At 72.5% G+C, this 26247-nt stretch carries 29 protein-coding genes and 1 pseudogene; 11 read left to right on the forward strand and 19 right to left on the reverse strand.

The window, feature by feature from the left end; translation table 11 throughout:
• The first annotated feature begins 82 nt into the window (after positions 1–82).
• Complete coding sequence (locus AC1UKG_RS12565) at positions 83–214, forward strand: hypothetical protein (protein WP_018814087.1); 132 nt, start codon at positions 83–85, stop codon at positions 212–214.
• Positions 208–447: a hypothetical protein gene (locus tag AC1UKG_RS12570; RefSeq protein WP_018814088.1), complete on the forward strand. Its 240-nt coding sequence runs from the start codon at positions 208–210 to the stop codon at positions 445–447. Before AC1UKG_RS12565 ends, AC1UKG_RS12570 begins: the two co-directional genes overlap by 7 nt.
• A gap of 114 nt (positions 448–561) precedes the next feature.
• Here AC1UKG_RS12570 and AC1UKG_RS12575 read toward each other — a convergent pair whose 3' ends face one another.
• From AC1UKG_RS12575 to AC1UKG_RS12600, 6 genes are all read right to left on the reverse strand, one after another.
• Positions 562–765, reverse strand: a complete 204-nt coding sequence (locus AC1UKG_RS12575) for a cold-shock protein (protein ID WP_013732668.1) — start codon at positions 763–765, stop codon at positions 562–564.
• A gap of 296 nt (positions 766–1061) precedes the next feature.
• Complete coding sequence (locus AC1UKG_RS12580) at positions 1062–1331, reverse strand: DUF4235 domain-containing protein (protein WP_026271364.1); 270 nt, start codon at positions 1329–1331, stop codon at positions 1062–1064.
• Positions 1328–1642 carry a DUF3618 domain-containing protein gene (locus tag AC1UKG_RS12585; protein WP_018743931.1) on the reverse strand — a complete coding sequence of 105 codons (315 nt, stop codon included), beginning with the start codon at positions 1640–1642 and terminating at the stop codon, positions 1328–1330. Before AC1UKG_RS12585 ends, AC1UKG_RS12580 begins: the two co-directional genes overlap by 4 nt.
• Positions 1639–2094, reverse strand: coding sequence for a phage holin family protein (locus tag AC1UKG_RS12590; protein ID WP_018743930.1), 456 nt, complete (start codon positions 2092–2094; stop codon positions 1639–1641). The genes AC1UKG_RS12585 and AC1UKG_RS12590 overlap by 4 nt, the downstream gene beginning before the upstream one ends.
• Positions 2095–2431: 337 nt before the next feature.
• Complete coding sequence (locus AC1UKG_RS12595; RefSeq protein ID WP_018743929.1) at positions 2432–3631, reverse strand: mechanosensitive ion channel family protein; 1200 nt, start codon at positions 3629–3631, stop codon at positions 2432–2434.
• Between the two features lie 256 nt (positions 3632–3887).
• Positions 3888–4256 carry a hypothetical protein gene (locus tag AC1UKG_RS12600; RefSeq protein ID WP_018743928.1) on the reverse strand — a complete coding sequence of 123 codons (369 nt, stop codon included), beginning with the start codon at positions 4254–4256 and terminating at the stop codon, positions 3888–3890.
• 71 nt (positions 4257–4327) lie between these two features.
• Between AC1UKG_RS12600 and AC1UKG_RS12605 the strand changes: the two genes are divergently transcribed.
• Positions 4328–5539 (forward strand): cysteine desulfurase-like protein, encoded by a 1212-nt coding sequence (locus tag AC1UKG_RS12605; RefSeq protein ID WP_018743927.1) that lies wholly within the window; start codon positions 4328–4330, stop codon positions 5537–5539.
• Between the two features lie 55 nt (positions 5540–5594).
• Here the strand turns inward: AC1UKG_RS12605 and AC1UKG_RS12610 are convergent.
• Positions 5595–7092: pseudogene (locus AC1UKG_RS12610) on the reverse strand (glycoside hydrolase family 3 protein).
• Between the two features lie 155 nt (positions 7093–7247).
• Here AC1UKG_RS12610 and AC1UKG_RS12615 point away from each other — a divergent pair.
• Positions 7248–7370, forward strand: a complete 123-nt coding sequence (locus AC1UKG_RS12615; protein WP_018743924.1) for a hypothetical protein — start codon at positions 7248–7250, stop codon at positions 7368–7370.
• A gap of 75 nt (positions 7371–7445) precedes the next feature.
• Here AC1UKG_RS12615 and AC1UKG_RS12620 read toward each other — a convergent pair whose 3' ends face one another.
• The 8 genes from AC1UKG_RS12620 to AC1UKG_RS12655 are packed head-to-tail and all read right to left on the reverse strand — an operon-like array spanning position 7446 to position 16272.
• On the reverse strand, positions 7446–8429 hold the full coding sequence (locus tag AC1UKG_RS12620; RefSeq protein ID WP_018814091.1) for a DNA topoisomerase IB: 984 nt from the start codon (positions 8427–8429) through the stop codon (positions 7446–7448).
• Positions 8413–9369, reverse strand: a complete 957-nt coding sequence (locus AC1UKG_RS12625) for a glycosyltransferase family 9 protein (protein ID WP_482642930.1) — start codon at positions 9367–9369, stop codon at positions 8413–8415. Before AC1UKG_RS12625 ends, AC1UKG_RS12620 begins: the two co-directional genes overlap by 17 nt.
• A complete protein-coding gene (locus tag AC1UKG_RS12630; protein WP_018743921.1) occupies positions 9366–10052 on the reverse strand; it encodes an SDR family oxidoreductase in 687 nt (228 codons plus the stop codon). Before AC1UKG_RS12630 ends, AC1UKG_RS12625 begins: the two co-directional genes overlap by 4 nt.
• Entirely contained in the window at positions 10049–11560 is a 1512-nt protein-coding gene (locus tag AC1UKG_RS12635; protein ID WP_482642931.1) for a PfkB family carbohydrate kinase, read from the reverse strand. The genes AC1UKG_RS12630 and AC1UKG_RS12635 overlap by 4 nt, the downstream gene beginning before the upstream one ends.
• 2 nt (positions 11561–11562) lie before the next feature.
• Positions 11563–12303 (reverse strand): SIS domain-containing protein, encoded by a 741-nt coding sequence (locus tag AC1UKG_RS12640; protein WP_018814093.1) that lies wholly within the window; start codon positions 12301–12303, stop codon positions 11563–11565.
• Positions 12300–13520, reverse strand: a complete 1221-nt coding sequence (locus AC1UKG_RS12645; RefSeq protein WP_029124022.1) for a glycosyltransferase — start codon at positions 13518–13520, stop codon at positions 12300–12302. The genes AC1UKG_RS12640 and AC1UKG_RS12645 overlap by 4 nt, the downstream gene beginning before the upstream one ends.
• On the reverse strand, positions 13505–14482 hold the full coding sequence (locus AC1UKG_RS12650; RefSeq protein ID WP_482642932.1) for a glycosyltransferase family protein: 978 nt from the start codon (positions 14480–14482) through the stop codon (positions 13505–13507). Before AC1UKG_RS12650 ends, AC1UKG_RS12645 begins: the two co-directional genes overlap by 16 nt.
• A complete protein-coding gene (locus tag AC1UKG_RS12655; RefSeq protein ID WP_482642933.1) occupies positions 14479–16272 on the reverse strand; it encodes an HAD-IIIA family hydrolase in 1794 nt (597 codons plus the stop codon). The genes AC1UKG_RS12650 and AC1UKG_RS12655 overlap by 4 nt, the downstream gene beginning before the upstream one ends.
• 350 nt (positions 16273–16622) lie before the next feature.
• On the opposite strand from AC1UKG_RS12655, the gene AC1UKG_RS12660 reads away from it, so the two are divergent.
• Positions 16623–17390: a polyprenol monophosphomannose synthase gene (locus tag AC1UKG_RS12660; RefSeq protein ID WP_018814096.1), complete on the forward strand. Its 768-nt coding sequence runs from the start codon at positions 16623–16625 to the stop codon at positions 17388–17390.
• A 106-nt stretch (positions 17391–17496) separates the two neighbouring features.
• Here the strand turns inward: AC1UKG_RS12660 and AC1UKG_RS12665 are convergent, their stop codons facing one another.
• The gene (locus tag AC1UKG_RS12665) at positions 17497–19086 is read right to left on the reverse strand and encodes a phytoene desaturase family protein (RefSeq protein WP_018814097.1); all 1590 of its coding nucleotides are present in this window, start codon (positions 19084–19086) and stop codon (positions 17497–17499) included.
• Between the two features lie 87 nt (positions 19087–19173).
• Here AC1UKG_RS12665 and AC1UKG_RS12670 point away from each other — a divergent pair, with 87 nt between their 5' ends.
• Positions 19174–20607, forward strand: coding sequence for an aldehyde dehydrogenase family protein (locus AC1UKG_RS12670; protein WP_018814098.1), 1434 nt, complete (start codon positions 19174–19176; stop codon positions 20605–20607).
• An 83-nt stretch (positions 20608–20690) separates the two neighbouring features.
• Here AC1UKG_RS12670 and AC1UKG_RS12675 read toward each other — a convergent pair whose 3' ends face one another.
• Complete coding sequence (locus AC1UKG_RS12675) at positions 20691–21104, reverse strand: ChaB family protein (RefSeq protein ID WP_026271368.1); 414 nt, start codon at positions 21102–21104, stop codon at positions 20691–20693.
• Positions 21105–21214: 110 nt separating this feature from the next.
• Between AC1UKG_RS12675 and AC1UKG_RS12680 the strand changes: the two genes are divergently transcribed.
• The 4 genes from AC1UKG_RS12680 (at position 21215) to AC1UKG_RS12695 (ending at position 23108) form a co-directional block, all read left to right on the forward strand.
• Positions 21215–21631 carry a DUF2795 domain-containing protein gene (locus AC1UKG_RS12680; protein WP_018743911.1) on the forward strand — a complete coding sequence of 139 codons (417 nt, stop codon included), beginning with the start codon at positions 21215–21217 and terminating at the stop codon, positions 21629–21631.
• Between the two features lie 53 nt (positions 21632–21684).
• Entirely contained in the window at positions 21685–22146 is a 462-nt protein-coding gene (locus AC1UKG_RS12685; RefSeq protein WP_018814099.1) for an SRPBCC family protein, read from the forward strand.
• An 88-nt stretch (positions 22147–22234) separates the two neighbouring features.
• The gene (locus AC1UKG_RS12690) at positions 22235–22492 is read left to right on the forward strand and encodes a hypothetical protein (protein ID WP_482642934.1); all 258 of its coding nucleotides are present in this window, start codon (positions 22235–22237) and stop codon (positions 22490–22492) included.
• A 235-nt stretch (positions 22493–22727) separates the two neighbouring features.
• A complete protein-coding gene (locus tag AC1UKG_RS12695) occupies positions 22728–23108 on the forward strand; it encodes a DUF6401 family natural product biosynthesis protein (protein WP_018743909.1) in 381 nt (126 codons plus the stop codon).
• A 54-nt stretch (positions 23109–23162) separates the two neighbouring features.
• Here AC1UKG_RS12695 and AC1UKG_RS12700 read toward each other — a convergent pair whose 3' ends face one another.
• Both AC1UKG_RS12700 and AC1UKG_RS12705 read right to left on the reverse strand, forming a co-directional pair.
• Positions 23163–24026, reverse strand: a complete 864-nt coding sequence (locus AC1UKG_RS12700; protein WP_482642935.1) for a membrane protein — start codon at positions 24024–24026, stop codon at positions 23163–23165.
• Positions 24027–24196: 170 nt separating this feature from the next.
• Positions 24197–25138, reverse strand: coding sequence for an NAD(P)/FAD-dependent oxidoreductase (locus AC1UKG_RS12705; protein ID WP_482642988.1), 942 nt, complete (start codon positions 25136–25138; stop codon positions 24197–24199).
• 258 nt (positions 25139–25396) lie between these two features.
• On the opposite strand from AC1UKG_RS12705, the gene AC1UKG_RS12710 reads away from it, so the two are divergent.
• On the forward strand, positions 25397–25864 hold the full coding sequence (locus AC1UKG_RS12710; RefSeq protein ID WP_018743906.1) for a general stress protein: 468 nt from the start codon (positions 25397–25399) through the stop codon (positions 25862–25864).
• The last annotated feature ends 383 nt before the right edge of the window (positions 25865–26247 follow it).

The raw sequence follows: 26247 nt of genomic DNA on the forward strand, positions 1-26247 counted from the left end.
GACCCCTCCAAACCGTACGTACGTCTTGTGAGACTATGCCCCACCACGAATCCGGACCAGCCCGAATCACTAGGCTCACCTCATGGAGCAACGCACCTTTCCCCGGCTGAACCGCGCCTCCGGCGTGGTCGGCCTCGGCACCCGACAGCGCGGAGTCGGCTGGGGCACCGTCTACCACGACCTGGTCCGGCCGCAGGTGCACGAACGGTGGTGAACGGAACAGACGCCCCCGGCGGGCGAGAACGTGAATTCGTGCTGCGGGGCTGGCTGGCGCTGGCACTCGGGCTGCTGGCCGTGGTGCTCGGTGCCCTCTGGACGCTACAGGGGCTGGGATACATCGAGGGCAGCGTGATGACCGACGTGCGGCTCTGGGCCGTCGCCGGTCCGGCGCTCGCGCTCGCCGGGTTGGTCTCGCTCTGGCTCGGCCTGCGCACCCGCCGCCGCTGAGCCCCACCGACCCGAAAACGACGAGGCCCCGCATCCCGGGAAGGGATGCGGGGCTCGTATCGATCCGGGCGAGCCGGATCAGCCACTGACCGGCGCTCCGCCGGTCGACGTAGCTCAGAGGGGGCGGACCTGCTCGGCCTGCGGACCCTTCTGACCCTGGGCGATCTCGAACTCCACCCGCTGGTTCTCCTCCAGCGTGCGGTAGCCGCTGGACTGGATGGCCGAGAAGTGGACGAACACGTCAGCACCCCCGCCGTCGACGGTGATGAAGCCGAAGCCCTTGTCAGCGTTGAACCACTTCACGGTTCCCTGCGCCATGTGTATCTCCTTCTAAAACTGGCGGCCGTGCACGCCGTGCGGCCGGTTGGCCGTTTTCGAGCAGCGGCGCCTGAGGCGGCCCCCCTGAAGGAGACTTCTCTCAACCCACGCCATCTCTTCAACAGCGTGGAACAGCAAACCACGTACGCAAAAACTCTGCACAGCCTACCGGACGAAATTCTCTGACATGTGACCTGTCGGCTGCCAAAGATCAGCCCGGCAGGTCCCCCCAAACCGACGGAAAGGCCCCCATCCCGCCCGAATTCGGCGAGGGGACTCGGCGCGAACGACCCAGGTCACTTCGGCCAGTTGCCGGTCATCCGGCGCATCCCCACCGCACCGCCCCGGTCCACCGCCGCCCGGACGACCGCGAAGATCGCCCCCTGCAACGCCGCCGCGGCCAGTATCTCGCCCCAACCGCGGTCCTCGTCGGTGGCGTTCGGCGCCGCGCCAGCACCCGCGACCTTCCACACCTGCTCGAAGATGGCGCCCGCAGCGGCACCGGCGGCGAAACCCAACAGAATGCCGACCGGCTTGTAGGCGGCCTTTTCCAACCCTCTGCTCACCGACGCCTCCCTCGGACGATCATCAGTACGACGACGACAGCCACCGCGCCGGCAGCCAACGCGGTGAACGGCACCGGGCTGCCCTGGACCCGTTCACCGCGCGGTCGAGCCCGCCCGCGCACCCGGGCCGCCGCTGCGGTCGCCTGCTCCCGCATCCGCTCCTTCGCCTGCTCGGTCGAGGAACGCAGCCGCTTCTTCACATCCGCCTTGGCGGCCAGCGCCTCCATGGTCTCGCTGAGTTCGACCCGGGTCCGCCGGATCTCCTCGCGGAGCGCCTCGGTGTCCCCGCTGGCCCGCCCGTTACCCGTCATGTCTGTCTCCCGTCCTGCGCCGCGGCTTTCCCATCCTTCACCGCCGCGGTGACGGTGTCGACATCCGCCCGGACGCTGCGCACCACGCTCGCCGGCACCGGCGGAACCGCCCGGCTGACCTGCTTCTTCCCGGCCAGGGCGAGGAGCCCGGCGGCGACGAAGAGCACCACCGCGACGATCAGGGCAGCCGCCCAGGCGGGCAGGACCAGGGCGAGCAGCAGGATCACGGTCGCCGCGAGCGCACCGAGCCCGTACAGCGCCAACACCCCGGCGCCGCCGAAGAGGCCGACCCCGACCCCGGCGTGCTTCCCCTTCTGGGCCAGCTCCGCGCGGGCCAGCGCCAGCTCGTCGCGGACCAGCCGGGAAGCCTGCTCGGTGGCCCGCTGCACCAGTTCGGCGGTGGACGGCTCACTCCCCGCCTGGGTCGGGCGGGCGTTCGCCACGTCAGCCATGCTGTCCTCCTCTCCTCGTCACCGCGCTTCATGCCCCCTGGCAGCCGTCCGTCGATCCGTCGCCCGATTTCGCCAACGCGCGGCGCAGGTCACGGGGTCGCGCAGCAGGTCCCCCCACAACGCCGTTCCAAACGTTGCCGCACTCGGCCCAACGTCCCCCACCCCACCACGTCACGCTAACTCCCCCGGCCAAGCCCGCGCAGCCGGCGATCGCGGTGGAGTCCCACCGCGGGCCCGTCGGTCCGGACCGACCGACCGACAGAACGGAGGCGGCAGCGGCGGGGCGAAGCCGGTCAACGGTGGGACGAAGCTGGCAAAAACGGTGGGGCGAAGCGGGTCAACGGTGGGAGTCGGCCGGCTCGTCCGGGCCGACGAAGGCCTCGCTGCGGGCGGTGCCGTCCTCGCTGCCGCCGAAGATCCGCGCATCGTCGGACCCGGCACCGTCGGCGAGCTGGCCCGCCTGGGACGGTCGGCGGGGCGAGGCCCACTGCCACGGCTGGCCGCCCCCGGCATCACCGACCTCGGCCCGCATGCGCGGCATCGCGGTCGGCCGCTGCTTCCACACCCAGGCAACCAGGTGCTCACGGACCAGGCAGCGCAGGTCCCAAAGGTGGCCGGCGTTCGCGGCGCTGACCAACGCGCGCACTTTGATCATGCCACCGGTCGCGTCGATCACCTGCAACACACAGACTCTGCCGTCCCACAGTTCGCTGCTCTCCGCCAGGCGACGCAGCTCCTCCCGCATCGCCTGCACCGAGATCGACCAGTCGACATCGAACTCGGCGGTGCCGAGCACCGCGGCCTCGCTCCGGGTCCAGTTCTGGAACGGCTTGCTGGTGAAGTACGACGTGGGCAGGATCAACCGCCGGTCGTCCCAGATTCGCAACACCACATAGCTGAGGGTCAACTCCTCGATCCGACCCCACTCCCCATCCACGACCACCACGTCGCCGAGGCGTACGGCGTCACTGAAGGCGAGTTGGAGGCCGGCGAAGACGTTGCCCAGCAGACTCTGCGCGGCCAATGCCGCCACCACACCCACCACACCAGCGCTGGTCAGCACTCCAGCGCCGATCCCGCGGACGGCAGGGAAGGTCATCAGCATCACGCCGAGCGCCAGGAAGACGACCACCGCGATGGTCAATCGGCGCAGGAGCACCACCTGGGTGCGAATCCGGCGGTGTCGGTTGTCCGCCACCTCGACCTGAAACCGGGCGAGCGCGGTGTCCTCGACCACCACCAGCAACGCGGCGACCAGCCAGGCGCCAGCGGCGATCACCCCGAGCACCAGGATGTGCAGCAGGGCCTTACGCCAGCTGGTGCCGGTCGCGTAGCCGGTGGTGAACCGCACGGCGAACTGCACGGCGAGGATGGTCGTCGCCACCTGGAACGCGCGGTGCGCGTGCCGGGCCAGCCCGGTCAACAGCAGTGAACGCTGGCCGAGCCGCCGGGCTATCCGGTGCGTGACGCCGACCACAAACAGGGCGCTCGCCGCGGCGGCAAGCACGGCGATGATCGTCCCGAGGTAGCTCTGCACGGTCTCTCCTCCTCACCAACCGGGCGTCAGGACGCCCGGCGAAGGCCAATGGTGCCGGCGATCGGCCAGGCCGACCAGTTCAGACCTTCTGGTCACGACAGCGGAGGAGGCAGAAGGCACCGAAAGGGGAGTGCCGGAGCGACGACGCTGATAGCACCTGCCTGGAGCTACCGTACGTCACGCCTGCGGCGGTAGCCCCGGAGGCCGTCCCGGAGCGGGTAGAAAATCCACCCCGGGACGAAGGGGCTCCGGTCGCTCAGCCCTCCGAGCCCTGCGCCACCCGGATAGCGACCTGGTCGGCGGTGACGTTGTCCAGCGTGACCGAGAACCCGCCGACCTCGGCGGCCGGCTGCCCGGAGGTGAGGGTGAGCTGCTCGCCGGCGACCTCGACGGTCACCTGGTCGTCCTGGGCGCCGATCAACTTGGCCTGGACGCCGAGAATACTGGCCTCGGCGTTGGTCTCACGGTCGAAGGTGACCGTGCAGCCGTCCAGCCCACAGTCGGTGGAGACCCCCTCCGCGGAGCCGCAGCCGGCCAGCACGGCGGCACCGAGCGCCAGGCCGACGAGGAGGCCGGCGGTTCGACGGGGGGTTTTCGGGGGGAGGGGAACGCGTCGGTTCGTCACGGCCCAAGGGTACGAGACGGCCGCCGTATCGACTCTCCGCCGACTTCGGCAACGCGGGTTAGGGTCCGCTCATGCCGTTCGACATCGCCCGCATTCGGGCCGCGTATCCCGCCCTGGCCGAGGGGCACGTCCACTTCGACGGTGCCGGCGGCACCCAGACCGCCGCGCCGGTGATCGCCACGGTGACCGAGACGATGGGTACGGCGCTGGGCAACCGCAGCGGCGGCAACCTTCCCGGCCGACGCTCGCTGGAGCTGGTGGCCGCCGCCCGTACGGCCCTGGCCGACCTGCTCGGCACGGATCCGGAGGGGGTGGTGCTGGGCCCGAGCGCGACCGCGCTCACCTACACCCTGGCCCGCGCCCTCGGGGCAACCTGGCGGCCAGGAGACGAGGTGGTGGTGTCCCGACTCGACCACGACGCCAACGTCCGGCCGTGGATCCAGGCAGCCGAGGCGGCGGGCGCCACCGTACGGTGGGCGGAGTTCGATCGGCACAGCGGCGAGCTGCCGACTGGTCAGTACCCCGACCTGGTCAACGAACGGACTCGGTTGGTAGCGGTCACCGCCGCCAGCAATGCGATCGGCACGATGCCCGACGTCGCGGCGATCGCCAGGGCAGCCCACGCCGTCGGAGCGCTGGTCTGCGTGGACGGTGTGCACTCGGTGCCGCACGGTCCGACCGACCGCACCGCGTTGGGCGCTGACTTCCTGGTCACCAGCGCCTACAAGTGGTCTGGACCGCACCTGGCCGCGGTGGCGGCGGATCCGGTGTGCTGGGAGCAGCTGCGCCCCGCGAAGCTACGCCCCTCCGCCGACTCCGTACCCGATCGATTCGAGTACGGCACGCCCAGTTTTCCGCTGCTGGCCGGGGCGGCCGTCGCCGTGGACCACCTCGCCGGGCTGGACCCGACGGCCACCGGGAGCCGACGGGAGCGACTGCGGAGCAGCCTGAGCGCGGCGCGCGCGTACGAGGAGGAGCTGTTGGACCGGCTACTCGGCGGTCTCGCTGACCTGCCCGCGGTCACCGTGCTCGGCTCGCCGGCCCGGCGCTGCCCCACGGTGTCGTTCCGGCTGGCCGGCCGGTCGCCGGCCGATACCCAGGCCGCGCTCGGTGCGGCGGGGTTCTGCCTCTCCGCCGGTGACTACTACGCCTACGAGTACTTCCAGACGTTGGGGCTGCGGGACAGCGGCGGGGCGGTACGCGTCAGCCTGTACCACTACAACACCCGCGCCGAAGTGGACCGTCTGCTCGACGAGGTGGCGAGGCTCTCCCCCGACCGCTGAACCGCCGCGGCCCGCGATCAGCCGATCCCGGTCCGGCGGCCATCGCGGCTCGCGGTCAGCCGATCCCGGTCAGGAGCTCCGCCGCGGCCCGGCCGCCGGCGCGGGTCGCGCCGTGGGTGGCGACGTGCACCGCTCCGGTGACCAGTTCGGGTACGCCCAACTCGACGACGACGGCGTCCGGGCGGCCGGCCAGCGCGCGCGTCACGGCCGCCCGCATCCACGGATGCCGGTGTAGGTCACGGACGACGAGGACGAGGTGGCGGCCACCGGCGTGGCTGGTGAGGTCCAGGGGCACCTCGGCCTCCGACATATCGGGCGGTGGTGGTGCCCGGCAGCAGAGCCGCCAGGGGCGCGGCGACGCCCCACGGTGTCTCCGCGCCGATCGCGAGGTTGCGGGGCGGCGCAAACTCGACCACGTGGGCGGGGCCGGCCAGCGGCAGCGCGCCCAGCCCGGCACCAGCCGTCGTTACCCTGACGGCCCGGCGGGCGGCGGCGAACCCCACCGCCGAGCCGCTGCCGGCCGCTGGACGGGTGGGCTGGCCGGCCTGGCGGGCGGCGGTGGCGGCAGCGAGTTGGTCAACCCGCTTGGCCGCCTCGACGAGGCGTTCCTCGGGAAGGTCTCCCGCTGCGACGGCGGCCACGATCGCGTCCCGCAGCCGCCGGGCCGCGCCCTCGTCGGCGTGCTCACCCCCGACGCAGATGGCGTCGGCCCCCGCGGCCAGGGCACGTACCGCCGCGCCGGTGAAGCCGTACCGGTCGGCGACCGCGCGCATCTCCACCGCGTCGGTCACCACGACCCCGGCGAAGCCCAACTCGTCCCGGAGCAGGCCGGTGAGGATCCGGCGGCTCAGGGTGGCCGGTAGGTCTGGGTCCAGCGCGGGCACGAACAGGTGACCGGTCATGACCGCCTGCACGCCAGCGGAGAGCGCGGCGCGAAACGGGGTCAGCTCCACCGCGTCCAACCGGCTCCGATCGCCGGCGATCCGGGGCAGGCCGTGGTGGGAGTCGACCTGGGTGTCACCGTGCCCGGGGAAGTGTTTGGCGCAGGCCGCGACGCCGCCGGCCTGTAGGCCCCGCACCCAGGCGGCGGTGTGCCGGGCAGTCAGATTCGGGTCCGCCCCGAAGGATCGGACTCCGATCACCGGGTTGTCCGGATTGGAGTTGACGTCGGCGGCGGGCGCGTAGTTCAGGGTGATCCCGAGCGCCGCCAGCTCCGTGCCGAGGTCGTTGGCCACCTCCTCGGTCAGGAGCGGATCGTCGATCACGCCGAGGGCCAGGTTGCCGGGGCGGGAACTGCCGAGACCCGACTCGATCCGGGTCACGTCACCGGCTTCCTCGTCGATGGCGACGATGACGTCCGGCCGCTCCGCGCGCAGCGTCGCGGTCAGCGCGGCGACCTGATCCGAGTCGACCACGTTGCGGGCGAAGAGCACCACCCCGCCGAGCCCCTCCCCCAGCCAGCGGCGAACCCAGGACGGGGCGGTGGTACCGACGAAGCCCGGCTGAAGGACGGTGGCGGCCAGGGATACAAGGTGTGTCTCACGTGTACTCACACCGCCACCTCGGGCCACTCGGCAATCCAGTCGGTCATGTCCCTCCCCCGTCTCTGCGCCCGGTGGCGACGCTTTGCCATGGTCACATCACCCCAATAAATAGTCAATAAACCTAACAGTTGCTGGGTGGCGACCGGACCCGGGAGAGTTCGGGGATGGACTCCGAACTCCTGGCCGAGGCGACGGGCCCGGCCGACATCCCCGGCGTACGCCTCCTCGGCGTGGTGGTGGGCGGCCTACTGTTGGTCGCCGCGATCCGAGCGATGTTCCGCCGCTGAGGCCGCCCCGATTGGCCACTGCTTCCTCAGACCACCGGCGCCGGCCGGGCGACTGCCCCGGCCAGGGACGACGGTTCAGGCCTCGGCCAACAGTTCGAGGACCCCCCGCTCGGCATCCTCGCGGGGCATCCACCGACCGACCGGCGCCAGCACACCGTCGTGGTAGAGGTCCACAACCCGGGGGTCAACGTAGGACGTGCGGGCCACCGTCGGCGTGTTCCCGAGTAACCCCGCCACCTCACGCATGACCGCGGCCACCGCGCGGCGACGAGCGGTGGCGGACCGCTCTCCGCCAGCAGCGGCCAGTCCGGTGGCCGCCAAAACGGTGGCGTGCCAGGTCCGGAAATCCTTCGCGGTCATCTCACCACCGCTGGCCACTCGCAGATACCCGTTGACATCGTCTCGGCGCACGTCCCGCCAGTTCCGGCCATCCCAGTAGCCGAAGAGCCGAGCCGCGGCGCGGCGGCGACGCCGCAGATTGGCCAGCACCCGACACAGCACCGGATCCTCAATCCACCGCACCTGTTCGACGCCGCCCTTCGCCGGAAACTCGAGGACCATGCAGCCCCGGCGGGAGTGGGCGTGCTCCGGGCGCAGGGTGGACACTCCGAACGTCGGATCGTCGCCGGCCGCATACCGCTCGCTGCCCACCCGGAAGGCACCCAGGTCCAACAGTCGAGCCACAGTGGCCAGCACCCGGTCTCGGTTCAGTCCCCGACCGTCGAGGTCCTCCGCGATGCGTTCGCGCAACCGGGGCAACCGCCGGGCCACCTCGAGTACGTGGTCAAACTTCGCCTCGTCCCGCTTACGCCGCCACTCCGGGTGATACAGGTACTGTCGGCGCCCAGCAGCGTCAATGCCGGTGGCCTGGATATGCCCGTTCGGATACGGCGAGATCCACACGTCCTGCCAGGCCGGCGGGATGACGAGGTCACGCAGGCGGGCCAGCCGAGCCGGATCACGGACCGGTTCGCCGGCCGGATCGCAGAACCCCCAGCCCCGGCCGCGCCGGTGGCGCCGGTAGCCGGGCCGGCCCGGATCGCTACGCCGCAGTCGCACCGGTCGTCCGCACCGTCCGCTCCACCTCGGCCACGGCGACCAGCACCTGGTCGACGTTGATCGCCGCCAGCGTCGGATGGGGCCCCGCCCGGTCCCGGTCCGGACAGTCCCCGCCGCCGTCCGTCCCGAGGCTCCGATGCCACGTCCGTTCGGGTGGTGGCCCCCACCGGGCCGGCGAGTGGGGACCGAAGAGGACCACCGAGGGAGTGCCGTAGGCGGTGGCGAGGTGGGCGATGCCGGTGTCACCGCTGATCAGCAGGCGGGCGTGGGCGACCAGGCCGGCAAGATGACGCAGGTCGGTACGGCCGGCTCGTACGGTGTGCGCGGGCAGCCCGGCGAGCTGCGCGACCCGGCGGGCGAGGGGTTGCTCGGTGGCGTCACCGGTGATGACGATCTCATGACCGGTACCGGCAAGCTGGCGGCCGAGGGCCGCGAACCGCTCCACCGGCCAGCGTTTGCCCGGAATCTTCGAGCCAGGATGCAGCAGAGTCACCCCGGTCGGGTTCCGGCCGGGTGCTGGCCGGCGCAGCCCCAGATCGTTCGGGTCGGTCGGAACACCGTGCCAGGCCAGCAGGCGGCACCACCGATGGACCTCGTGCTCGTCAGCCCGCCAGGAGGGGCCGTCGTGGTGCCCGGCGGCCCGGTTCACGAAGGCGAACAGCCGACGGGGGCGGGTGCCGACCAGCAGGCGGTGTGACTCTGGCCCGCGGCCATGCAGGTTAACCGCCAGATCAGGGGCGGGGCCGCGCCACCGCAGGTGAGACAGATCGGCGGTGTCGACCAGCTCGTCGATACCGCCGATCAGCTCAACCAGCGGGGCCAACCAGCGCGGGGCGAGCAGGACCAGGCGCTCGTCGGGGTAACGACCACGCAGGGCACGCAGAGCCGGCACGGCGGTGGCGAGGTCGCCGAGGCCCAGCGCACGAAGAATCAGGATCACGGGTAGGAGGACTCCTGTTCGGCGCAGACCACCAGCTCCCGGACGGCACAGCCGGCGGGTTGGGTCAGGGCGACCATGACGGCGGCGGCGGTGTCCGCCGGGTCGTTGAGGATCGCGTCCGGCCCGGGTCGGTACTGCGGGTCCCGGTCGTCGAAGAAGGCGGTGCGCATGCCACCGGGGATGAGCAGGGTCACGCCAACTCGGCCGGCGAGCTCGGCGGCGAGGGAACGGGTGAACCCGACCACCCCGAACTTCGCCGCGCAGTACGCCGTCGCGTCGCCGACCGCCTTGACCCCCAGCGTCGAGGCGACGGTGACGATCCGGCCCCGAGCCGTCTCGAGGAACGGTAGCGCCGCCCGGATGACGGCGGCGGTGGCGAGCAGGTCCACCGTGACGATCCGGTCCCAGACCTCCCCCGGCAGATCGGCCAGCCGACCCGGTACATCCATTCCGGCCGCCGTGACCACGGCGTCCAGGCCGCCGCTGTCCTCGGCGAGTTCTCGGGTGGCGGCCTCGGCCGCCCGGGTGTCCGCCAGATCGCACGCAGCCCACGGCACCCCATCCGCCGGGGGCTGCCGGTCCAACACCAGCGGTCGCCCACCCGCCTCGGCCACCGCCGAGACCACCGCCGCGCCCAGCCCACTCGACCCACCGGTCACCAGGACCGTGTACCCGGCGTTCATCGGATCCCCGCCGACCGATGAGGCCGGCTCCCCACCCCGGGTGATGGTTCTGCCCGCAGCACCGCGGTCGCCGCCGACGTGGTGGCGTTGGCACCACCCCGCTGGTGCGCAGCCGCGATCATGTCGGTGGTCGAGCGCCCGTCCAGGTACGGGACCACCACGGTGTGCCCGCCCCACCGCCGCACCAGGTCCGCCTCCGGCAGCACCGGTTCGCCACCACCGGTGGCATAGTCGCCCCCCTTGACCCAGATGTCCGGCCGGAGCCAGGTCAGGGCCGCCTGCGGAGTCGGATCGTCAAAGACCATGACCGCATCGACGCAGCTCAACGCGGCGAGGAGGCGGCTCCGGTCGCCCTGCGGCATCACCGGCCGGCCCGGACCCTTCAACGCCGCCACGCTGGCGTCGGAGTTGAGGCAGACCACCAGGCAGTCGCCGAGTTGACGGGCGGCCTGCAAGGTCGCCACGTGCCCCGCGTGCAGCAGGTCGAAGCAGCCGCCGGTCGCGACGACGGTACCGCCGGCGGCGCGGACCTCGGAGACGACGGTGGCGGCGGCCGCCACGCCAACCCGCTCGGCCGGGACACCCGGCAGCACTGAGGGCAATGGCCCAACCGGTGGCGGCAGCATGCTCGCCACTCCCCCACCCGCCACGTACGCACACGCCTCGGCGACCGCCTCCTGCACCGCCTCGGAGACCAACGCACCCCGGGCCAGAGCGATGGCGGCGGTGGCCGCGAACCGATCCCCCGCACCGCAGGTGTCTCCGTCCGTTGTGGAGACCGCGGGTACGATCAGCGGCGTCGGCCCGGCGTGACAGAGCAGCGCTCCCTCCCCGCCCATCGTCACCGCGACGGCCCGCGCCCGCCATCGCTGACGCAACTCCAGCGCGCCCCGCGACGCGGTCACCAGCCGGGTCTCGCCCGGTGGCACCTTCGCCAGCTCGCGCACCTCGGACTCGTTGGGCGTGGCCAGGTGCACCCCGGGTACCGCGGCCGGCCCCCGAGGATGCGGATCCCAGACCACCGGGGCCCGGGTGCCGGTCAAGGCCGCCCGCAGTACCGGTTGCCCGGCGACTCCGCGGCCATAGTCACTGACCAGCACGGTGGCGGCCCCGGCGATGACACGCAGCACCGCCTCCGCCGGCGGGCCGGGCTCACCGACGGCACCGCTGCGGTCATGGCGCAGCAAGACCCGGCCCTGCGACCGCAACCGGACCTTCTCCGAAGTCCCGCCAGCCAGCCCGAGGGCATACACCTGGACGCCGGCCGCGGCGAGAAGCGAGCTGAGCCGGGCGGCACCGGCATCGTCGGCCAGGGCGGTCACCAGGACGACCTCGGTGTCCGGCGCCGCCGCCGCGAACATCGCGGCCAGACCGGCACCGCCCGGCCGGTCGGTGGACGAGGTCTCGTCGAGCACCGGCACCGGCGAGTCCGGACAGAGCCGGTTCACCGCCCCCTCCACGTCCCGGTCGAGCAGGGTGTCGCCGACCACCACCAGGGGTCCCCTCACACTTACCTCCTCATCCCCTCGACCTGCGGCCCGTCCTCCGGGGCCACCTCCACCCCGGTCCGCACCGGCCCGGTGGCCGGTAGGTCGGCCGGCACCTCGGCTTCCAGGCCGGTCAACGGCATCCCCGCCACCGGCAGCCTCTCCGGCGTATCCGCGGTGGCGGCCAGGAGCACCGGCAGCGCCTGCTCGGTGTACTCGCAGAGCAGGTGACTGGTGACCAGGTGCAGCTCCTGGACGATCTGCCCGTCCGGTGCGGGGACGGCGAGGGTCTCGTGGCAGAGGTCGGCCAGCGGATTGGGGGCGGGGCCGGTCAGCGCCCAGCAGCGCAGGCCGACCTGGTGGGCGGCCTGCGCGGCCGCGAGGAGGTTCCGGCTCCGGCCACTGGTGGACAGCAGCAGGAGGATGTCCCCGGGGCGGCCGTGGGCATACACCTGACGGGCGAAGACCTGGTCGTAGCCGTAGTCGTTGCCGATGGCGGTAAGGGCGCTGGTCTCGGCGTGCAGGGCGATGGCGGAGAAGGGCTGACGGTCGGCGCGAAGCTTGCCGACGAGTTCGGCGGTGAGATGTTGCGCCTCGGCGGCGCTACCGCCGTTGCCGGCCGCCAGCAGCCGAGAACCACCAGCGAGGGTACGGGCGAGCTCGGCTCCCCAGGCGGGGAGTCGCTGGGCGGCCCGGCGATACGACGGCAGCGCGGCGGTAAGCGCCGCCAGGTGCTCCTCCAGCAGCGACCGGGCCGGCGTCATCCGGCCACCACCCGGGTCGCCCGGCCGACGGCCGCCACGTCGCCGTACACCTCCACCAGCCGCTCCGCCGTGGCCGCCCACGCGTAGCGCTCCCGAGCCCGGTCCAGCGCCGCCGCCGCGTACCCGAACCGACGAATCCGGTCGTCGAGCAGTCGCTGGATGGCGGTACCGAGCGCCCGGGGATCCCGGGCGGGCACCAGGTCACCGGTCACCCCATCCACGACCGTGTCCCGAAGCCCCCCGACCGCGGTCCCCACCACAGGCACGCCGCACGCCATCGCCTCGAGCGGGGTCAACCCGAACGGCTCGTACCACGGCGCGGCGACCAGCACGTCCGCGGACCGGTACCAGTGGCCCATCTCCTCCCGGGGCACCGCGCCGGCCAGCCTCACCCGGTCAGCCACCCCGCAGGTGTGCGCCAGGGCGCGGAGCCGCCCCGCGTACGGGTCGGTTTCGAGGAGTCCGGCCGGCGGGCCGCCGACCACCACGCACTCCGCCTCCGGCACGTATCCCATCGCCCGGACCACGGTCTGGAAGCCCTTCCGCTCGACCAGCCGCCCCACGGTGAGAATGCGGGGGCGGCCGTCGTCGCGTGCGGCGGCCGGGCCAAGCGGGGCGAAGGTACGGAGGTTGACTCCGGAGGGGACGACCGTCAACCGCGACCGGGGCACCCCCATCCGCACCAACTCGCCGACCTCGTCCTGGCACTGGGCGATCACCCGGTCCACCGCGCGACCGAGTTGCCGCTCGTAACCGATGCGGCGGGCCGGGCTGGTGTCCTGTACGCCCTGGTACCGCCGCTTCACCACACCGAGCGCGTGGTACGTCTGCACCACCGGCACACCGGTTTTGCGGCCAGCGGCGAGCGCGGCGAGGCCGCTCATCCAGAAGTGCGCGTGGGCCACCTCCGGGGTCCACCGATCACCACGCCACCGTTCCGTCAGCCAGTGACTGAACTCCCGCATGTGTGGCAGCAGGCCGTCCTTGGCCAGCGGCTCGGCCGGGCCGGCCGGGACGTGCACCACCTCGTACCCGTCCGGGCAGCGCACCGTTGCCGGCAGGTCAACGGCGTCCCGGCGGGTGTAGACCCGGACCTCGTGGCCGGCCGCGGCGAGCGCCGCGGAGAGCTCGGCGACGTGCGTGTTCTGGCCGCCGGCGTCCTCCCCGCCGAGGACCGCGAGCGGGCTGGCGTGTTCCGAGATCATCGCGATCCGCATACTTCCTCCTCCAGCAGCCGGTCCCAGTCGGTGAGGAAACGGTCCAGGCCATACCGGTCGCGGGCGGCGCGGCGGGCGACAGCGCCCGCCCGGCGGGCGCTCGCTGGGTCCGCCAGCAACTGACCGGTGGTGATGAGCAGGTCGTCAACCCGGGTGGCGAGGGCGCCGGCCCCGGGCGGCACCGCCATCACGGCCTCGGTGGCGGCGAGCGCGACGACCGGCATTCCGATCGTCATCGCCTCGATCAGACTCAGCCCGAGCGATGTCCAGCGGCACAGGTGCAGATAGGCCCGCCGCCGAGCCAACTCGGCGTGCATCCGCGCCTGGGGCAGGTCGTCGTGACTGGTCAACCGGTCGGCGGGCAGTCCGAGCTGGTCGGCGAGCCCGGTCACCCTCAGGCCGAACACGTCCAGCGGAGCGAGCTCGGCGAAGCGGGGCAGCAGGTCGGTACCGGTGACCCGCCAGCGACGAATTGGTTCATTGATCACCACTGCGAGCCGCTCCAACTCGCCGCTGTAGCCGACCGTCGGCGGCACGACACCGTGGTCCACCACGGTGGTCCGGGTGCCACCGGTGTCCCAGTAGAGCTGGTTGAAGGCGGTCACGTGAACGATCAACAGGTCGTCACGGTCGGCCATCGGGTGTCGGCTGTTCGGCACCGCACCGTCCTTCGGGGTGTTGTGCTCGACGTAGATCGCCGGAATGTCGCGGCCCGGCCGACGGCCCAGCCACTCGATGGCCAGGGCCTCTTCCTCGGGGCGTTGCAAAAGGACCAGATCCACCTCGGCGGTGGCCAACTCCGACGGGCTGATCTCGACCGCGTTCTCCGGCCACGGATAGGTACGGGCCCGACCCCGGCCGTCCGGGCCGCGGTCGGGGGTGACCGGCACCAGGTAACGGTGCTTGCCGTGGACGAACGACGTGGTCCAGGAGCCGTGCACATGCCAGAGCAGGATGTTCATCGGCCGCTCCGGGCCAGGGCAACGACCCCCGCCGACCTCGACGGTCGGGACGGCGCTACGCCGAGCAGGGTCAGCGCGGTAAGCACCTCCTCGGGCTGGATCCGGCTCAGGCACGGGTGGCCGGGCACCGGGCAGGTGGCGGCGCGGGTGCCACGGCAGGGGGCGTCCGGATCGCCGAGCCGAACGGTCGGCACCCGCCACGGTCCCCACTGACCAAAGGGGACTGTCGGGGCGAAGAGGCTGACCACCGGGACGCCGTACGCGGCGGCGAGGTGGGCCGGACCGGTGTTGCCGACGATCACCGCGGCGGCACCGGCGACGGCCGCGGCCAAGTCGACCAACTCGGTCCCGCCACCGAGGTCAACGGCGAGTCCGCCGGCCACCTGGGCGGTCAGCGCCACCTCGTCGGGGCCACCGGTGACCACGACGCGGTGGCCCGCGTTGACCAGCGTCCGGACAATCTCCACCGCCAGGTCCGGTGGCAACCCCCGGGACTGTGCCGCCGAGCCGGGGTGGAGCAGAACGTAGCCCGGTGCGCCGGCCCGCACGGGCGGCGGTGGCACGGGCCGCAGTCGCAGGGCCGGTTCGTCGTCGGGAGGTAGAGAGTAACCAGCGGCGGCGGCGAGCGAGAGTGCGCGTTCGGGCTCGGGGACGCCGACCGGAACGCGGTGGCGGATATCGAGCAGGCTTCCGGGGTAATCGTCGCTGATCGCGCTGATGCGCCCGACGCCGACGGTACGCAGCAGCAGCGCCAGCGGGAGGGGAGACTGGTGGTAGCTGGTGAAGATGACCGCCTCGTCGGCGTTCACGGCGGCGAGGGTGGCGGTGAGCGCGGCGATGTCCGGCCCGGTGACCGGGGCGGGCGCGGGATCGATCCAGGGCAGTTGGTGTACGACGACGGTGTCCACGCCGGGTAGGAGGTCGGCGGCGGCGCGACCCCGCGGTCCGCACAACAGGACGACTCGGCGGGCGTGGGCGGCGACAGCCCGAATCGCCGGGCCGGTAACCACCACGTCGCCAGCCGAGTCAGAGCGAACGACAAGGACGGTTCCCGTGCCGCCGCTGGAGCGCAACGGCCCAGCAGTGACCAGAATCGGCGCCGACCCGACAGTGGCCAGGGTCGGCTCGGACCCGACAGCGGCCAGGGACTGCGGGGCCGGCGACGCAGCGGTGGGCCGGTGGGTGGCCGGGGCAATCGCGGTCTGCCGACGAAGAATCTCGGCCACCGCGGTCGGTAGATCCGCGGCGACCCACGGGGCAGCGCTGGTCTCGGCTGGTCTGGTCAGCGGCGTGGGCACCAACACGGCTTGGGCGCCGGCAGCCAGGGCGGCGGTGACATCGCGGCCGATGTCACCGATCAGCACGCACTCTTGCGGTGTGGTGCCGAGCCGGCGGGCGGCGGAGTGGATCAGTTTGGGCCTGGGTTTACGGCAACCACACCGGTCCGCTTCGTCGTGCGGACAGACCAGCCAGGCATCGAACGGGCCGAGCAACTGCTCAACGCGGGCGTGCACGGCCCGCATCTGCGTCCTGGTGAACAGCCCTTTGGCCAGCCCGGACTGGTTCGTCACCACCGCCAGCCGTAAACCCGCCGCGCGGAGCGCATCCAGCGCCGCCCGCGCCCCCGGCATCGGCCGTACCCGCTCCGGATCCCCGTTGTACGGGACGTCCTCAATGAGGGTGCCATCCCGGTCCAGCAGCACCGCAGCGAAGAGGCGAGGAGCCCCACCTGGGCCGGAGCGGGCTGCTGCCCGGGCCGACCTGCGCTGATCCGGCTCCACCTGTGGCACGGCCGGCGGGTTCCCGGCGCCCCGGGGAGTAAACCTCAGCGCCGGCGCCGCCGACGCGGGCGCGATGGACCTGACTCGCTCCGCCCCGCCGTGGACTTACCCGCCGCCCCCGAGAAGCTAACCCGGCCGCCGGTCGTCCCCGTGCGCCGTTTGGCGTGCCCCCGGGGATCGGGCAGAATGTGTCCGACTGCCCCACCGAGGGGCCTTTCGGTGACCAAGCGTGTCCTCCGGGCTGCGCTGGGCGTTGACCGACGACGTGGGTCGGCCGAGGCCAGGGAGCAGTCACATGACGTACCGGAGCACTGGCTACCCTCGCAGGCAGCCAAGTCCGCGAAACAAGGATTTCCGACATGAGTGAACCCGTGCAGTTGCCGTCGCCCTGGCGGGACGTGCGCCTGACCGTCGTGGTGCCGACCTTCAACGAGGTGGGCAACCTTCCGGCGCTGGTGGAACAGCTACTCGCGCTGCCCTTGCCCGGGTTGAAGGTCCTCGTGGCCGACGACAACTCGCCCGACGGCACCGGCGAGGTCGCGGACAAGCTGGCCCTGGAGCACCCGGGCCGGATCGAGGTCGTCCACCGGGCCGGCAAGGAAGGCCTGGGCCGGGCGTACGTTGACGGCATCGGGCGGGCCCTCGACGACGGTGCCGAGTTCGTGGCGCAGATGGACGCCGACCTTTCCCACCCACCAGACGCACTGCCGGGCATGCTGGGCGCGCTGCTGTCCACCCAGGCCGGTGTCGTGATCGGGTCTCGCTACGTGCCGGGTGGCGAGCTGGACGAGAACTGGCCGCTCTACCGGCGGGCGCTGAGCGGCTGGGCGAACCTGTACGTACACACCCTGCTGCGGGTCCGGATCCGGGACCTCACCGCCGGTTTCAAGATCTGGCGGGCAGACGCGCTGCGCGACATCGGCCTGGAGCGGGTGCAGTCCAATGGGTACAGCTTCCAGGTGGAGATGCACTACCTGGCCACGAAGCTGGGGCACACGATCCTTGAGGTGCCGATCCGGTTCGAGGAGCGGCGAGACGGTGCCTCGAAGATGACCACCGCCACCAAGATTGAAAGTGCCCTGATGCCGTTCCGTCTACGCAGCAAGCATCGCCACGTCGACCGTTGAGCCGGGCCGGCGTTGCGGCCCACCTCCCGCGAGCGCCGATACAGGCACGGTGGTCGAGACAGGCACGGCGCCGGCGGGGTTCAGGCGCACCACACCACGAACCCGGTCAGCGGTAGACCGCGCGCTGCGCGGCGCCGACCGTCGCCGCGTACACACCACCGGTGAGCGCCGCGTCACGGGCCAACGCCGCCCGCGCCGCGTTCGCACCGGGCGCGCCGTGGACCCCAGCGCCGGGATGCGCCGACGAACTGGCCAGAAAGAGCCGGTCGACGGGGGTGTCGGCGCGGCCGAGTCCCGGGACCGGACGGAAGAAGAGCTGCTGGTGGGCGGCGGCCGTGCCACCACCGAGTGCCCCGCCGACCAGGCTCGGGTCCCCCGCCTCCAGGTCCGCCGGTCCCGCCACGTGCCGGCCCACCACCAGCGCACGGAATCCCGGGGCGGCCTCCTCCAGCACCTGCTCCATCCGCTGCACCTGCGCGGCGATCTCCTCGACCCGCCACCGCCGTCGGAACGGCAGGTGGGTATACGACCACAACGACTCGGTACCGGGTGGCGAATGGCTGGGGTCGGCCACCGTCATCTGCCCGACCAACAGGAACGGGTCCAGGGGGAGTTCCCCGCGGGCCAGCGCCGCCGCATAGCTGGTCATTCCATCGAGGTCGGCCCCGAGGTGTACGGTGCCGGCGGTGGCGACCGCCCGGTTCCGCCACGGCACCGGGGCGGAGAGCGCCCAGTCAACCTTCAGCGTTGCGCCGTCCCAGCGGAACTGGGCCAGGTCCGCCACCAGCCGCGGCGGCAGGACGTCGGCCCCGACCAGATCCAGATAGAGCGCGGGGGCCGGCACGTCGGCGAGCACCGCACGGCGGGCCCGCCAGAGCCCGCCGTCCTCGGTCCGGACGCCCATCGCCCGACCCCGCGCGGTCAGCACCCGATCCACCCGCGCGTCGCAGCGAATCTGGCCGCCCCGGTCGGCGAGCCGGGCCACCAGAGCATCGGTGATCCGTTGGGCACCGCCGTCCGGCACCGGCCAACCGACCTGCTGACCAAGCATGGCCAGCAGCCACCCGTACGCCCCGGAGCCGGCCTCCTCCGGGGCGAGGTCGGTGTGCAGCGCACAGCCGGCGAGCAGCGCCGTCCCGCCCGCTCCGGTGAAGAGTTCGTCGCCGAGCCGGCGTACCGGCGTCACCAACCGGCGGGCCAGACGCAGCGCGCCGGCGACCCGCAGCCGGCGTAGCAGCGCGACGCTGCTACGCACCGGCGGGAACGGGGTGGTGATGGCGTCCAACACCGGGCCGCCCACCTGACGCCAGTCGTCGTAGGCCGTCAACCACCGTTCCCCGTCACCAACCGCGAAGCTCTCCAGGGAGGCGGCGGTAGTCTCCGGGTCACGGTGGAGCACCGCTGCCCGTCCGTCCGGCATCAGGTGCGCCAACACGTCCGGGGCATGTCGCCACCGCAGCCCGTACCGGTCCAGGCCCAGCCCGCGCAGCACCGGCGACGCGTAGCCCAGGGGGTAGAAGGAGCTGTAGAGGTCGCTCAGGTAGCCGGGAGCGGTCACCTGGGCCGACCGGACCGCGCCGCCGGGGGCCCCGGTCGCCTCCAGCACGAGCACGTCCCAGCCGGCGTCGGCGAGCAGATTGGCGGCCACCAGGCCGTTGTGGCCCGCTCCGACGACGATGGCGTCCGGGGACGTCACATCGATTCGACTCACTCGAGCATGCTAGCCGGCGGTCGCCAGGACAAATAGCGTTTGCCCGGGGCTGCCCGGGGCATCTACCGCCGCATGTACACGGTTGCTCAGCTCATCGGCGGGGTGTGGGGGGCGGGCGGCGAGGGGGGCGACCTGGTCGTCCACGACCCGGCCGACGGCACTGCGGTCAGCTCGGTGCCGGTGGCGACGGCGGAAGAGGTCCGCAAGGCGGTGGCGGCGGCGCGGGGCGCCGCCACCGAGTGGGCCAGGACGCCCCCGGCGGAGCGGGCCGCCGCCCTCCATCGGGCCGCGGACGCGGTGGCGGCGGCCGCCACCGAGCTGGCGCAGGCCACCACCGTGGAGATGGGCAAGCCGCTCGCGGATGCGCGGGGCGGGGTGGACGCGGGCGTGAGCACCCTGCGCCAGTACGCCGAGCTGGCGCCGATCCGCGGTGGCCGGACCCTGCACGGCGCCGCTGAGGCGATCGACTTCATGCTGCCGCAGCCCCGCGGTGTGGTCGCCGCGATGACCCCCTGGAACGATCCGGTCGCGGTCTCCTGTGGCCTGCTCGGCGCGGCGTTGGTAACCGGCAACGTGGTGCTCTACAAGCCCAGCGAACGGACTCCGGCGACCGGATGGCTGCTGGCGAAGGCGGTGGACGCGGCGTTGCCGCCCGGCGTGCTCTCGCTGCTGACCGGCGGGCCCGAGGTGGGGGCGGCGCTGGCCGCCCAGCCGGTGGACGTGCTCGCCCACGTCGGCTCGACCGCCACCGGCCGGGCGATCGCCGCCGCGGCAGCCCGGACCGGAGCGAAGGTGCTCCTCGAAAACGGTGGCAGCGACCCGCTCGTCGTTGACGCGGACGTGGACCCGCGGTGGGCAGCCGAGCAGGCGGCGATCGGTGCGTTCGCCAACGCCGGCCAGATCTGCGTCGCCGTGGAGCGGATCTACGTACACCGGAATGTGGCCGAGGACTTCGTCGACGCCCTGGTCGAGCGGGCGCAGGCCCTGCGGACCGGCCCGGGCGTCGATCCGGCGACCGAGCTGGGCCCGTTGGTTGACCGGCGGCACCGAGACCACGTGCACGGACAGGTCACGGCCGCGGTGGCGCAGGGGGCGAAGCTTCGGATCGGCGGTACCCTGCCGGATGGTCCGGGCGCCTTCTACCCGGCGACGGTGGTCACGGACTGCCGGCAGGACATGCCCCTGATCCGCGAGGAGACCTTCGCTCCGGTCGCCCCGGTCGTGGTGGTCGACTCGTTCTCGGAGGCCCTCCGGTGCGCGGCCGACTCGCCGTATGGGCTCGCCGCGACGGTGCTGACGGCGTCGATGAGTCACGCGCAACGCGCCTGCCGGGATCTCCCCGTCGGTACCGTGAAGATCAACGCCGTCTTCGGCGGGGCGCCGGGTGGGGCCGCTCATCCGCGTCGGGGCAGCGGGCAGGGCTTCGGGTACGGGCCGGAGCTGCTCGACGAGTTCACCGCCACAAAGGTGGTCCACCTGCAGGCGCCGGGCGGCGGACACTGGTGACCTGGGCCGCCCGGCGCCCAACGGTGCTCTACCGGCTCCGGCTCCCTGGACAATGAGGTTCGGGCCGAGCTGCCGGGCCGGGGTTACCGGCTCCGGCCCCGCTGCCGGGCCTGGGCGGTCAGCCGGTTGTTGGCCTTTTCGATCGCCCGCACCAGTTCCGGCTTGGTCATGGTTGACCGGCCGGAGATGTCGAGTTCGCGGGCAACCTGCAGCAGGTGGTCCTTGCTGGCGTTCGCGTCGACGCCCCCCGCCGTCGCCGCGCGGCGCTGGGGACCACCACCGGCGGCCTGCCGATCGCTCGGACCCTTGCGGCCCTTCGGCTCCCAGTGGTCGCCGACCTTCTCGAACTCGTTCTTGACCGCCGCGAACGCGGTCCGGCTGGCCCGCTCCCCCTCGCCGTACGTCTGTAGGGCCGAGTCGTGGGTCTTCTCCCAGGTACGCTGCGCCTTGTCTGGGGAACGTCGCAGCGTGCTGGGCATATCCTCCCGTCCGGGCATCTCGATCCTCCTCCGCGTCGGTGTCTCCAGTGATCTTTCCCCACGGCCGATCCGACAAACCGGATCTCTCCGGGGTTTACCCCCGGAGCCCGTCGGGTAGCGCAGAAGACATGGAACGCGGCAGCAGCAAGCACGGTCCGAGGCTCGACGACGAGATGGAGAGCGAGGTCAGCGGCCTCGTACAGGGTCCGGGAGCGGCCGGATCGCGGGTCGACGAGTTCCGTCAGCCGGAACCGGCGGGCGAGGACCAACCCGAGCCCACCACGGCGCCGGCCGGCGCGCTGCGCAGCGGCAGCCCACAGGGCATGAGCTCCGAGGATGTCGAGGCCCGCAGCCGGCTCGGGCGGTTCATCACGATGACCGCCCTGCCGGGCGACCGCGAGACCCTGGTCGCCAACGCACGGGACAACGACGCTCCGGCCGATTTGGTCGCCGCGCTGGAACGCCTGCCCACGGGAACCCGCTACCAGACGATCTCGGAGATCTGGGCCGCGCTCGGCCATCGCAACGAGACGACCCGCTGGTAACCCGGGCCGTCACCCGGCCCGAGCCGCCAGACAGTGGCGGGGAGGAGGAGCTGATGAGTGGTGTCGTGGAATACGTGGATGTCGCCGTCCCGGTCCGCACCGCCTATGACCAGTGGACCCAGTTCGAGGAGTTCCCACACTTCATGGAGGGGGTGCAGGAGGTGCGGCACCTCTCCCCGACGATGACCCACTGGACCGTGGAGATCTCCGGGGTGCGGCGCGAGTTCGACGCCGAGATCACCGAGCAACTCCCGGACGAGCGGGTCGCGTGGCGCTCGATCGGCGGCGCCCAGCACGCGGGGGTGGTCACCTTCCACCGGCTGGACGAAAACACCAGCCGGGTCACGCTCCAGCTCGATTTCGCGCCGCACGGCGCGGTGGAGCACGCGGGGGACACACTCGGCGTCGTGGACCACCGGGCCAAGGGTGACCTGGAACGGTTCAAGCAGTTCATCGAAGGACGCAACCAGGCGACCGGCGCCTGGCGCGGCAAGGTCGACCGCCCGCAGCCCTGATCCACGGCGCTCCTCGCCGACGGCCTCCGGCACCAGCGGGGGCCGTCGGCGGGTTTCGCGCGGATGGAGTCGGGGTACCGCCGGAGGTATGACCGACGACAAGGCGTGGCGTGACGAGGAGCGGACTCCCCTGGTGGAGCTGGACCGGGCCATCGCTCGTGCGGCGATGGACGGCCAGGCCGACGACGTAACCGCAAACGACGCCGGGGAGGAGGCCGCGTTCGGGCACGGGCCCCAGGCGGTGGACCGCGGCGGCCAGGCTGCCGAGACCGGCCGGGAACCGACTGACCCGGACCGGGCCTACCGCCCGTCCACGACCGGGCGGACCGGACCGGACACCATGTGATCTCGGACACCAACCCTGAACCACCGGGGTCGGCTCTCCTGACCGGCCAGGTGCCGGTGTATCCCCCCGCCGACGGGACGCACCGGCACCGGCACGAGCGCTGCGCACGTCTGGCCAGGCCCCGGGTCGCTGTGGCGGAGCCGGGATACCAATCCGCACCGGCCAACTGACCGAGAAAGCAAGCCGGGGAGCAGACGAGGTCGACTGCCGGTTTCACGGGCTAGTCTCGTTCCCCATGCGCGCACCGTTGGAACGGGTCAACCCCCGCCTGCTCGTTGACGCCGCCCGCTCGACGCTGGCGTCGCTGTCCAGCACCGTGGGCACCGACGGCCTGGCTGCAGCGGCGGCGCGGCCCGGTCTCCTCGCCCTGGTTGACCAGCACGCCGCGGCGGTCCGGGAGAGCCTCGACGGGGATCGTCGGCCGCTCACTGTCGCTGCCCTGGCCGGCTACACGGAGGGAATCCACGCCGCGGCCCGGGAGCACGACTGGGCTCCGCCGGCCGGGCCGATCGACTGGGCGGGGCCGCCGGACTGGCTCCTCACCCGCCTACTCGCGGTCGCCGCTCTGGCCCGATCCCTGGACGGTCCCCGACCGGCCCCGCTCCCGCCGCTCTGACCCGTTTCGGGGGTGGCCACCCGGCGGCGACCACCCCCGTGCTCCGGCCGCCGCTCAACGGTCGAACTGTTGGGTCTCGTCGCCCGTACCGCCCGACTTGCGACCACCGCTCCCCGCGGTCGCCGCCTCGTGGGTCTGCGCATGCGTCCGTTCCGGTTCGCGTCCGGTCCGGTCGGCCATCTGCCGTTCGACGTCGCTGCGGCCGGCGCCCTGGGCCTGCCGGTGCTGCTGGACGGCCCGCCCTTCCTCGGCCATCCGGTTCAGCCAGCCCTCCCAGCGGCTCTGCATCGGCTTGACCAGACCACCACCGACACCCACGATCAGGATCCCGGCCACCGTGGCGAGCACGGCAATCAGCACGGGCGTGGTCACCGTGGTGGCGATGCCGACCTGGTTCAGCGCCGCGATCACACCAAGGGCCAGGATGAAGACGGCCGCCGCGTCGGCCAGGACCCGGCCGTACGTCAGACCGCCGAGCGCGCCACTGACGAGGTCGCGGACCGCGCTCGCAATGGCCGCGGCCACCACCACGATGACGATCGCCACGAACGCCCGCGGAATCCACGCCACCACACCACTGATCAGGTCACTGATCGCGTTGGGTCCCCACACCCCGAACGCGAACTGCAGCGTGAACAGCAGTACGGCGTAGTACGCGAGCCGCGCGAGGATGTCACTGGCGTCGTACTTGGTACGCGCCAGTGCCCGTTTGATGCCGCCGCGCTCCACGGCGCGGTCGAAGTTCACCCGCTCCAACGCCGCGTCCACCGCCTTGAGGACGGCTCGGGCGATGAGCCATCCGATCACGAGGATCACGATGAACGCGACGGCTCTCGGTATGAACAACAGCACTGCCCGCCACATATCGGTCACGGCGGCCCCGATGTCGACCTGCCGCACCGCGAGGGTTTCCGGCATGATGCCCTCCTTCGCATGGACTACCTCGCGCGCATACCCAGTCACCGCACCGGCACTCCGCAGCGCTCCTCAGCGTTTTCCGCCCCTCGTCGGGTCGCCCTGACCGGCCCACGAAGACCGTTCCGGTCGCCACTGCCGCCACACCACCCCCTTGGGCGCGGGGTACGGCGCTACTGGTCCGCCCAGCGGGCGAGAAGGGCGTGGGCCAGGTCGTGGCCGGAGCGCCAGGCGGTCTGGGCGCGGGGCGGGCCGAAGGCGTCACCAGCCAGCCCGATCCCGTCGGCATCCAGGTGGTAGGTGGCCGCCGCCGCCACGGTCGGCTTCGCGTACGTCCACCGGTGCACATACCGCTCATCGGCCGACACCGGCAGCGCGAGTAGGTCCCGAACGGCCACCTCGATGGCGGAGGATGCAGCGGCGGGATGGTCCAGGTGCGCGGCGGCGAACTCCGGGGTGGTGTGCGCGACGAGAACCGGTGCTGCGTCGCCCCGGCGGTCGCCATCGTCACAGACCAGGGTGAGCACCGGATGGTCGTTGACGAAGGCGCCGCGTAGTCCGCTCCAACAACGCTCCGGGAAGCGCAACATCGCGGCGAGTGACGGCGACCAGGACTGGGCTCGCGTGGCCCGGGTCGCGGCGGTCAGGGCCGGGTCCAGCAGCGGCACCGCCTGCGGGCCGGGCATGGCCAGCACCACCGCCGTGCAGGGCTGCCCGTCCACGGTCGGACCGGGTCCGACGCTGCGTACCGGACGGCCGTAGCTCACCGGCAGCTCCTGGGCGAGCTGCTCCACCAGCGAACGCAGCCCGCGGGGAGCGGCCCAGCGCATGGGCCCCACCACCTCCCGCCGGTCTTCGCCGCGGTAGGCGAGGAAGGTGTCGGTCCACTCGCGGGCCAGGCCCGCCGCCCGCCACTGCCGCAGCACCGCGGCGAAGCCCGGGTCGCTGACCGTCAGGTACGCGGCACCCAGGTCCACCGGGCGCCCCGCGAAACTCCGGCTGGCCATCCGCCCGCCGGCCACCTGCCCACGTTCTCGAAGCTGCACCGGTACGCCCGCCCGGGCCAGTTCATGGGCGCACGCCACTCCGGCCAGCCCCGCGCCGATCACCACCACGCTCGCCGCTTCCCCGTGCACCGGTTGAGCCTACTGGTCGCCGGTGCGCCGCCACCCTGGTTCCGCCCTCGCCGGGCACGAGCACGGGTTACCCGCTGGGCCAACGGGGAACGTGGATGGTGACGAAGGAGGAGACTCATGAACACACCTTCGAGTCCGACCTCAGCCTGGCGTCCCGGTTCAGCGGACGGCGACACCATCCCCTCCGGTCCGGCGGGTCATCCGTCACCGCCCAGCGGCGACGGCGACGGCCCGGGAATGGGGCCGCCGACGGTGACAATCGGCGCATACCCGGACTACCGCACCGCCCAGCGGGTCGTTGACTACCTGGCGGACAACCGGTTCCCGGTGGAGCACACCGCCATCGTCGGCACCGACCTCACCCTGGTCGAGACGGTCCTCGGCCGGCTGAGCACCGGGCGGGCGGGGCTGCTCGGCGCCGGTACCGGCGCGTGGTTCGGTCTCTTCATCGGCTTGTTGTTCGGCATCTTCACCGCGGGAAACTGGCTCGCGGTGGTCCTCGCCGGCCTGGTGATCGGTGCGATCTGGGGTGCGGTGTTCGGGGCTGTGGCACATGCGATGACCGGTGGTCGCCGCGACTTCACCTCGGCCAGTTCACTGCGCGCCAACCAGTACGCGGTCATCGTCGATCAGCAGTATGCCGAGCAGGCCCGTCAGCTGCTGGGCCGGCTCCACCTGCAGGCACCGCAGCGACAACCGGACTAGCCCGCACCGCCCGGGCAGCCGGCTGCTGGCCGCCACCGACCGGGTGGCGGGGCGGTGCCGACGCCGGACGTCTACCGAGTGCCCCCCGCTCCCCCTCGGCCGCCGGTGGGCGGTCTTCGGTTCCGCGGTTCCTCGTCTCACCGGGCATTGACTGGCCTCCTCGATGCTCGGGGCTAGTCCCGTCCGGCTGCCGGCCAGTCGGGATGTAGGTCCGAATCAGGCGGACGCGCCCGTTGCCGCGAGGGATGTTGCGCTCCCCCGTTGGACGCACCGAGGAATGGGTTACCCACCGGGGCAGGAGGTAACCGTGCCGAGCCACCTGCTCGCCCCGGCAGGCGGGAGGCCGGGGCGCGGGGCCGAGCGGGCGGTGGCCGGGCTGCAGA

The sequence above is a fragment of the Salinispora sp. CH2A1_6 genome, from assembly GCF_056820975.1.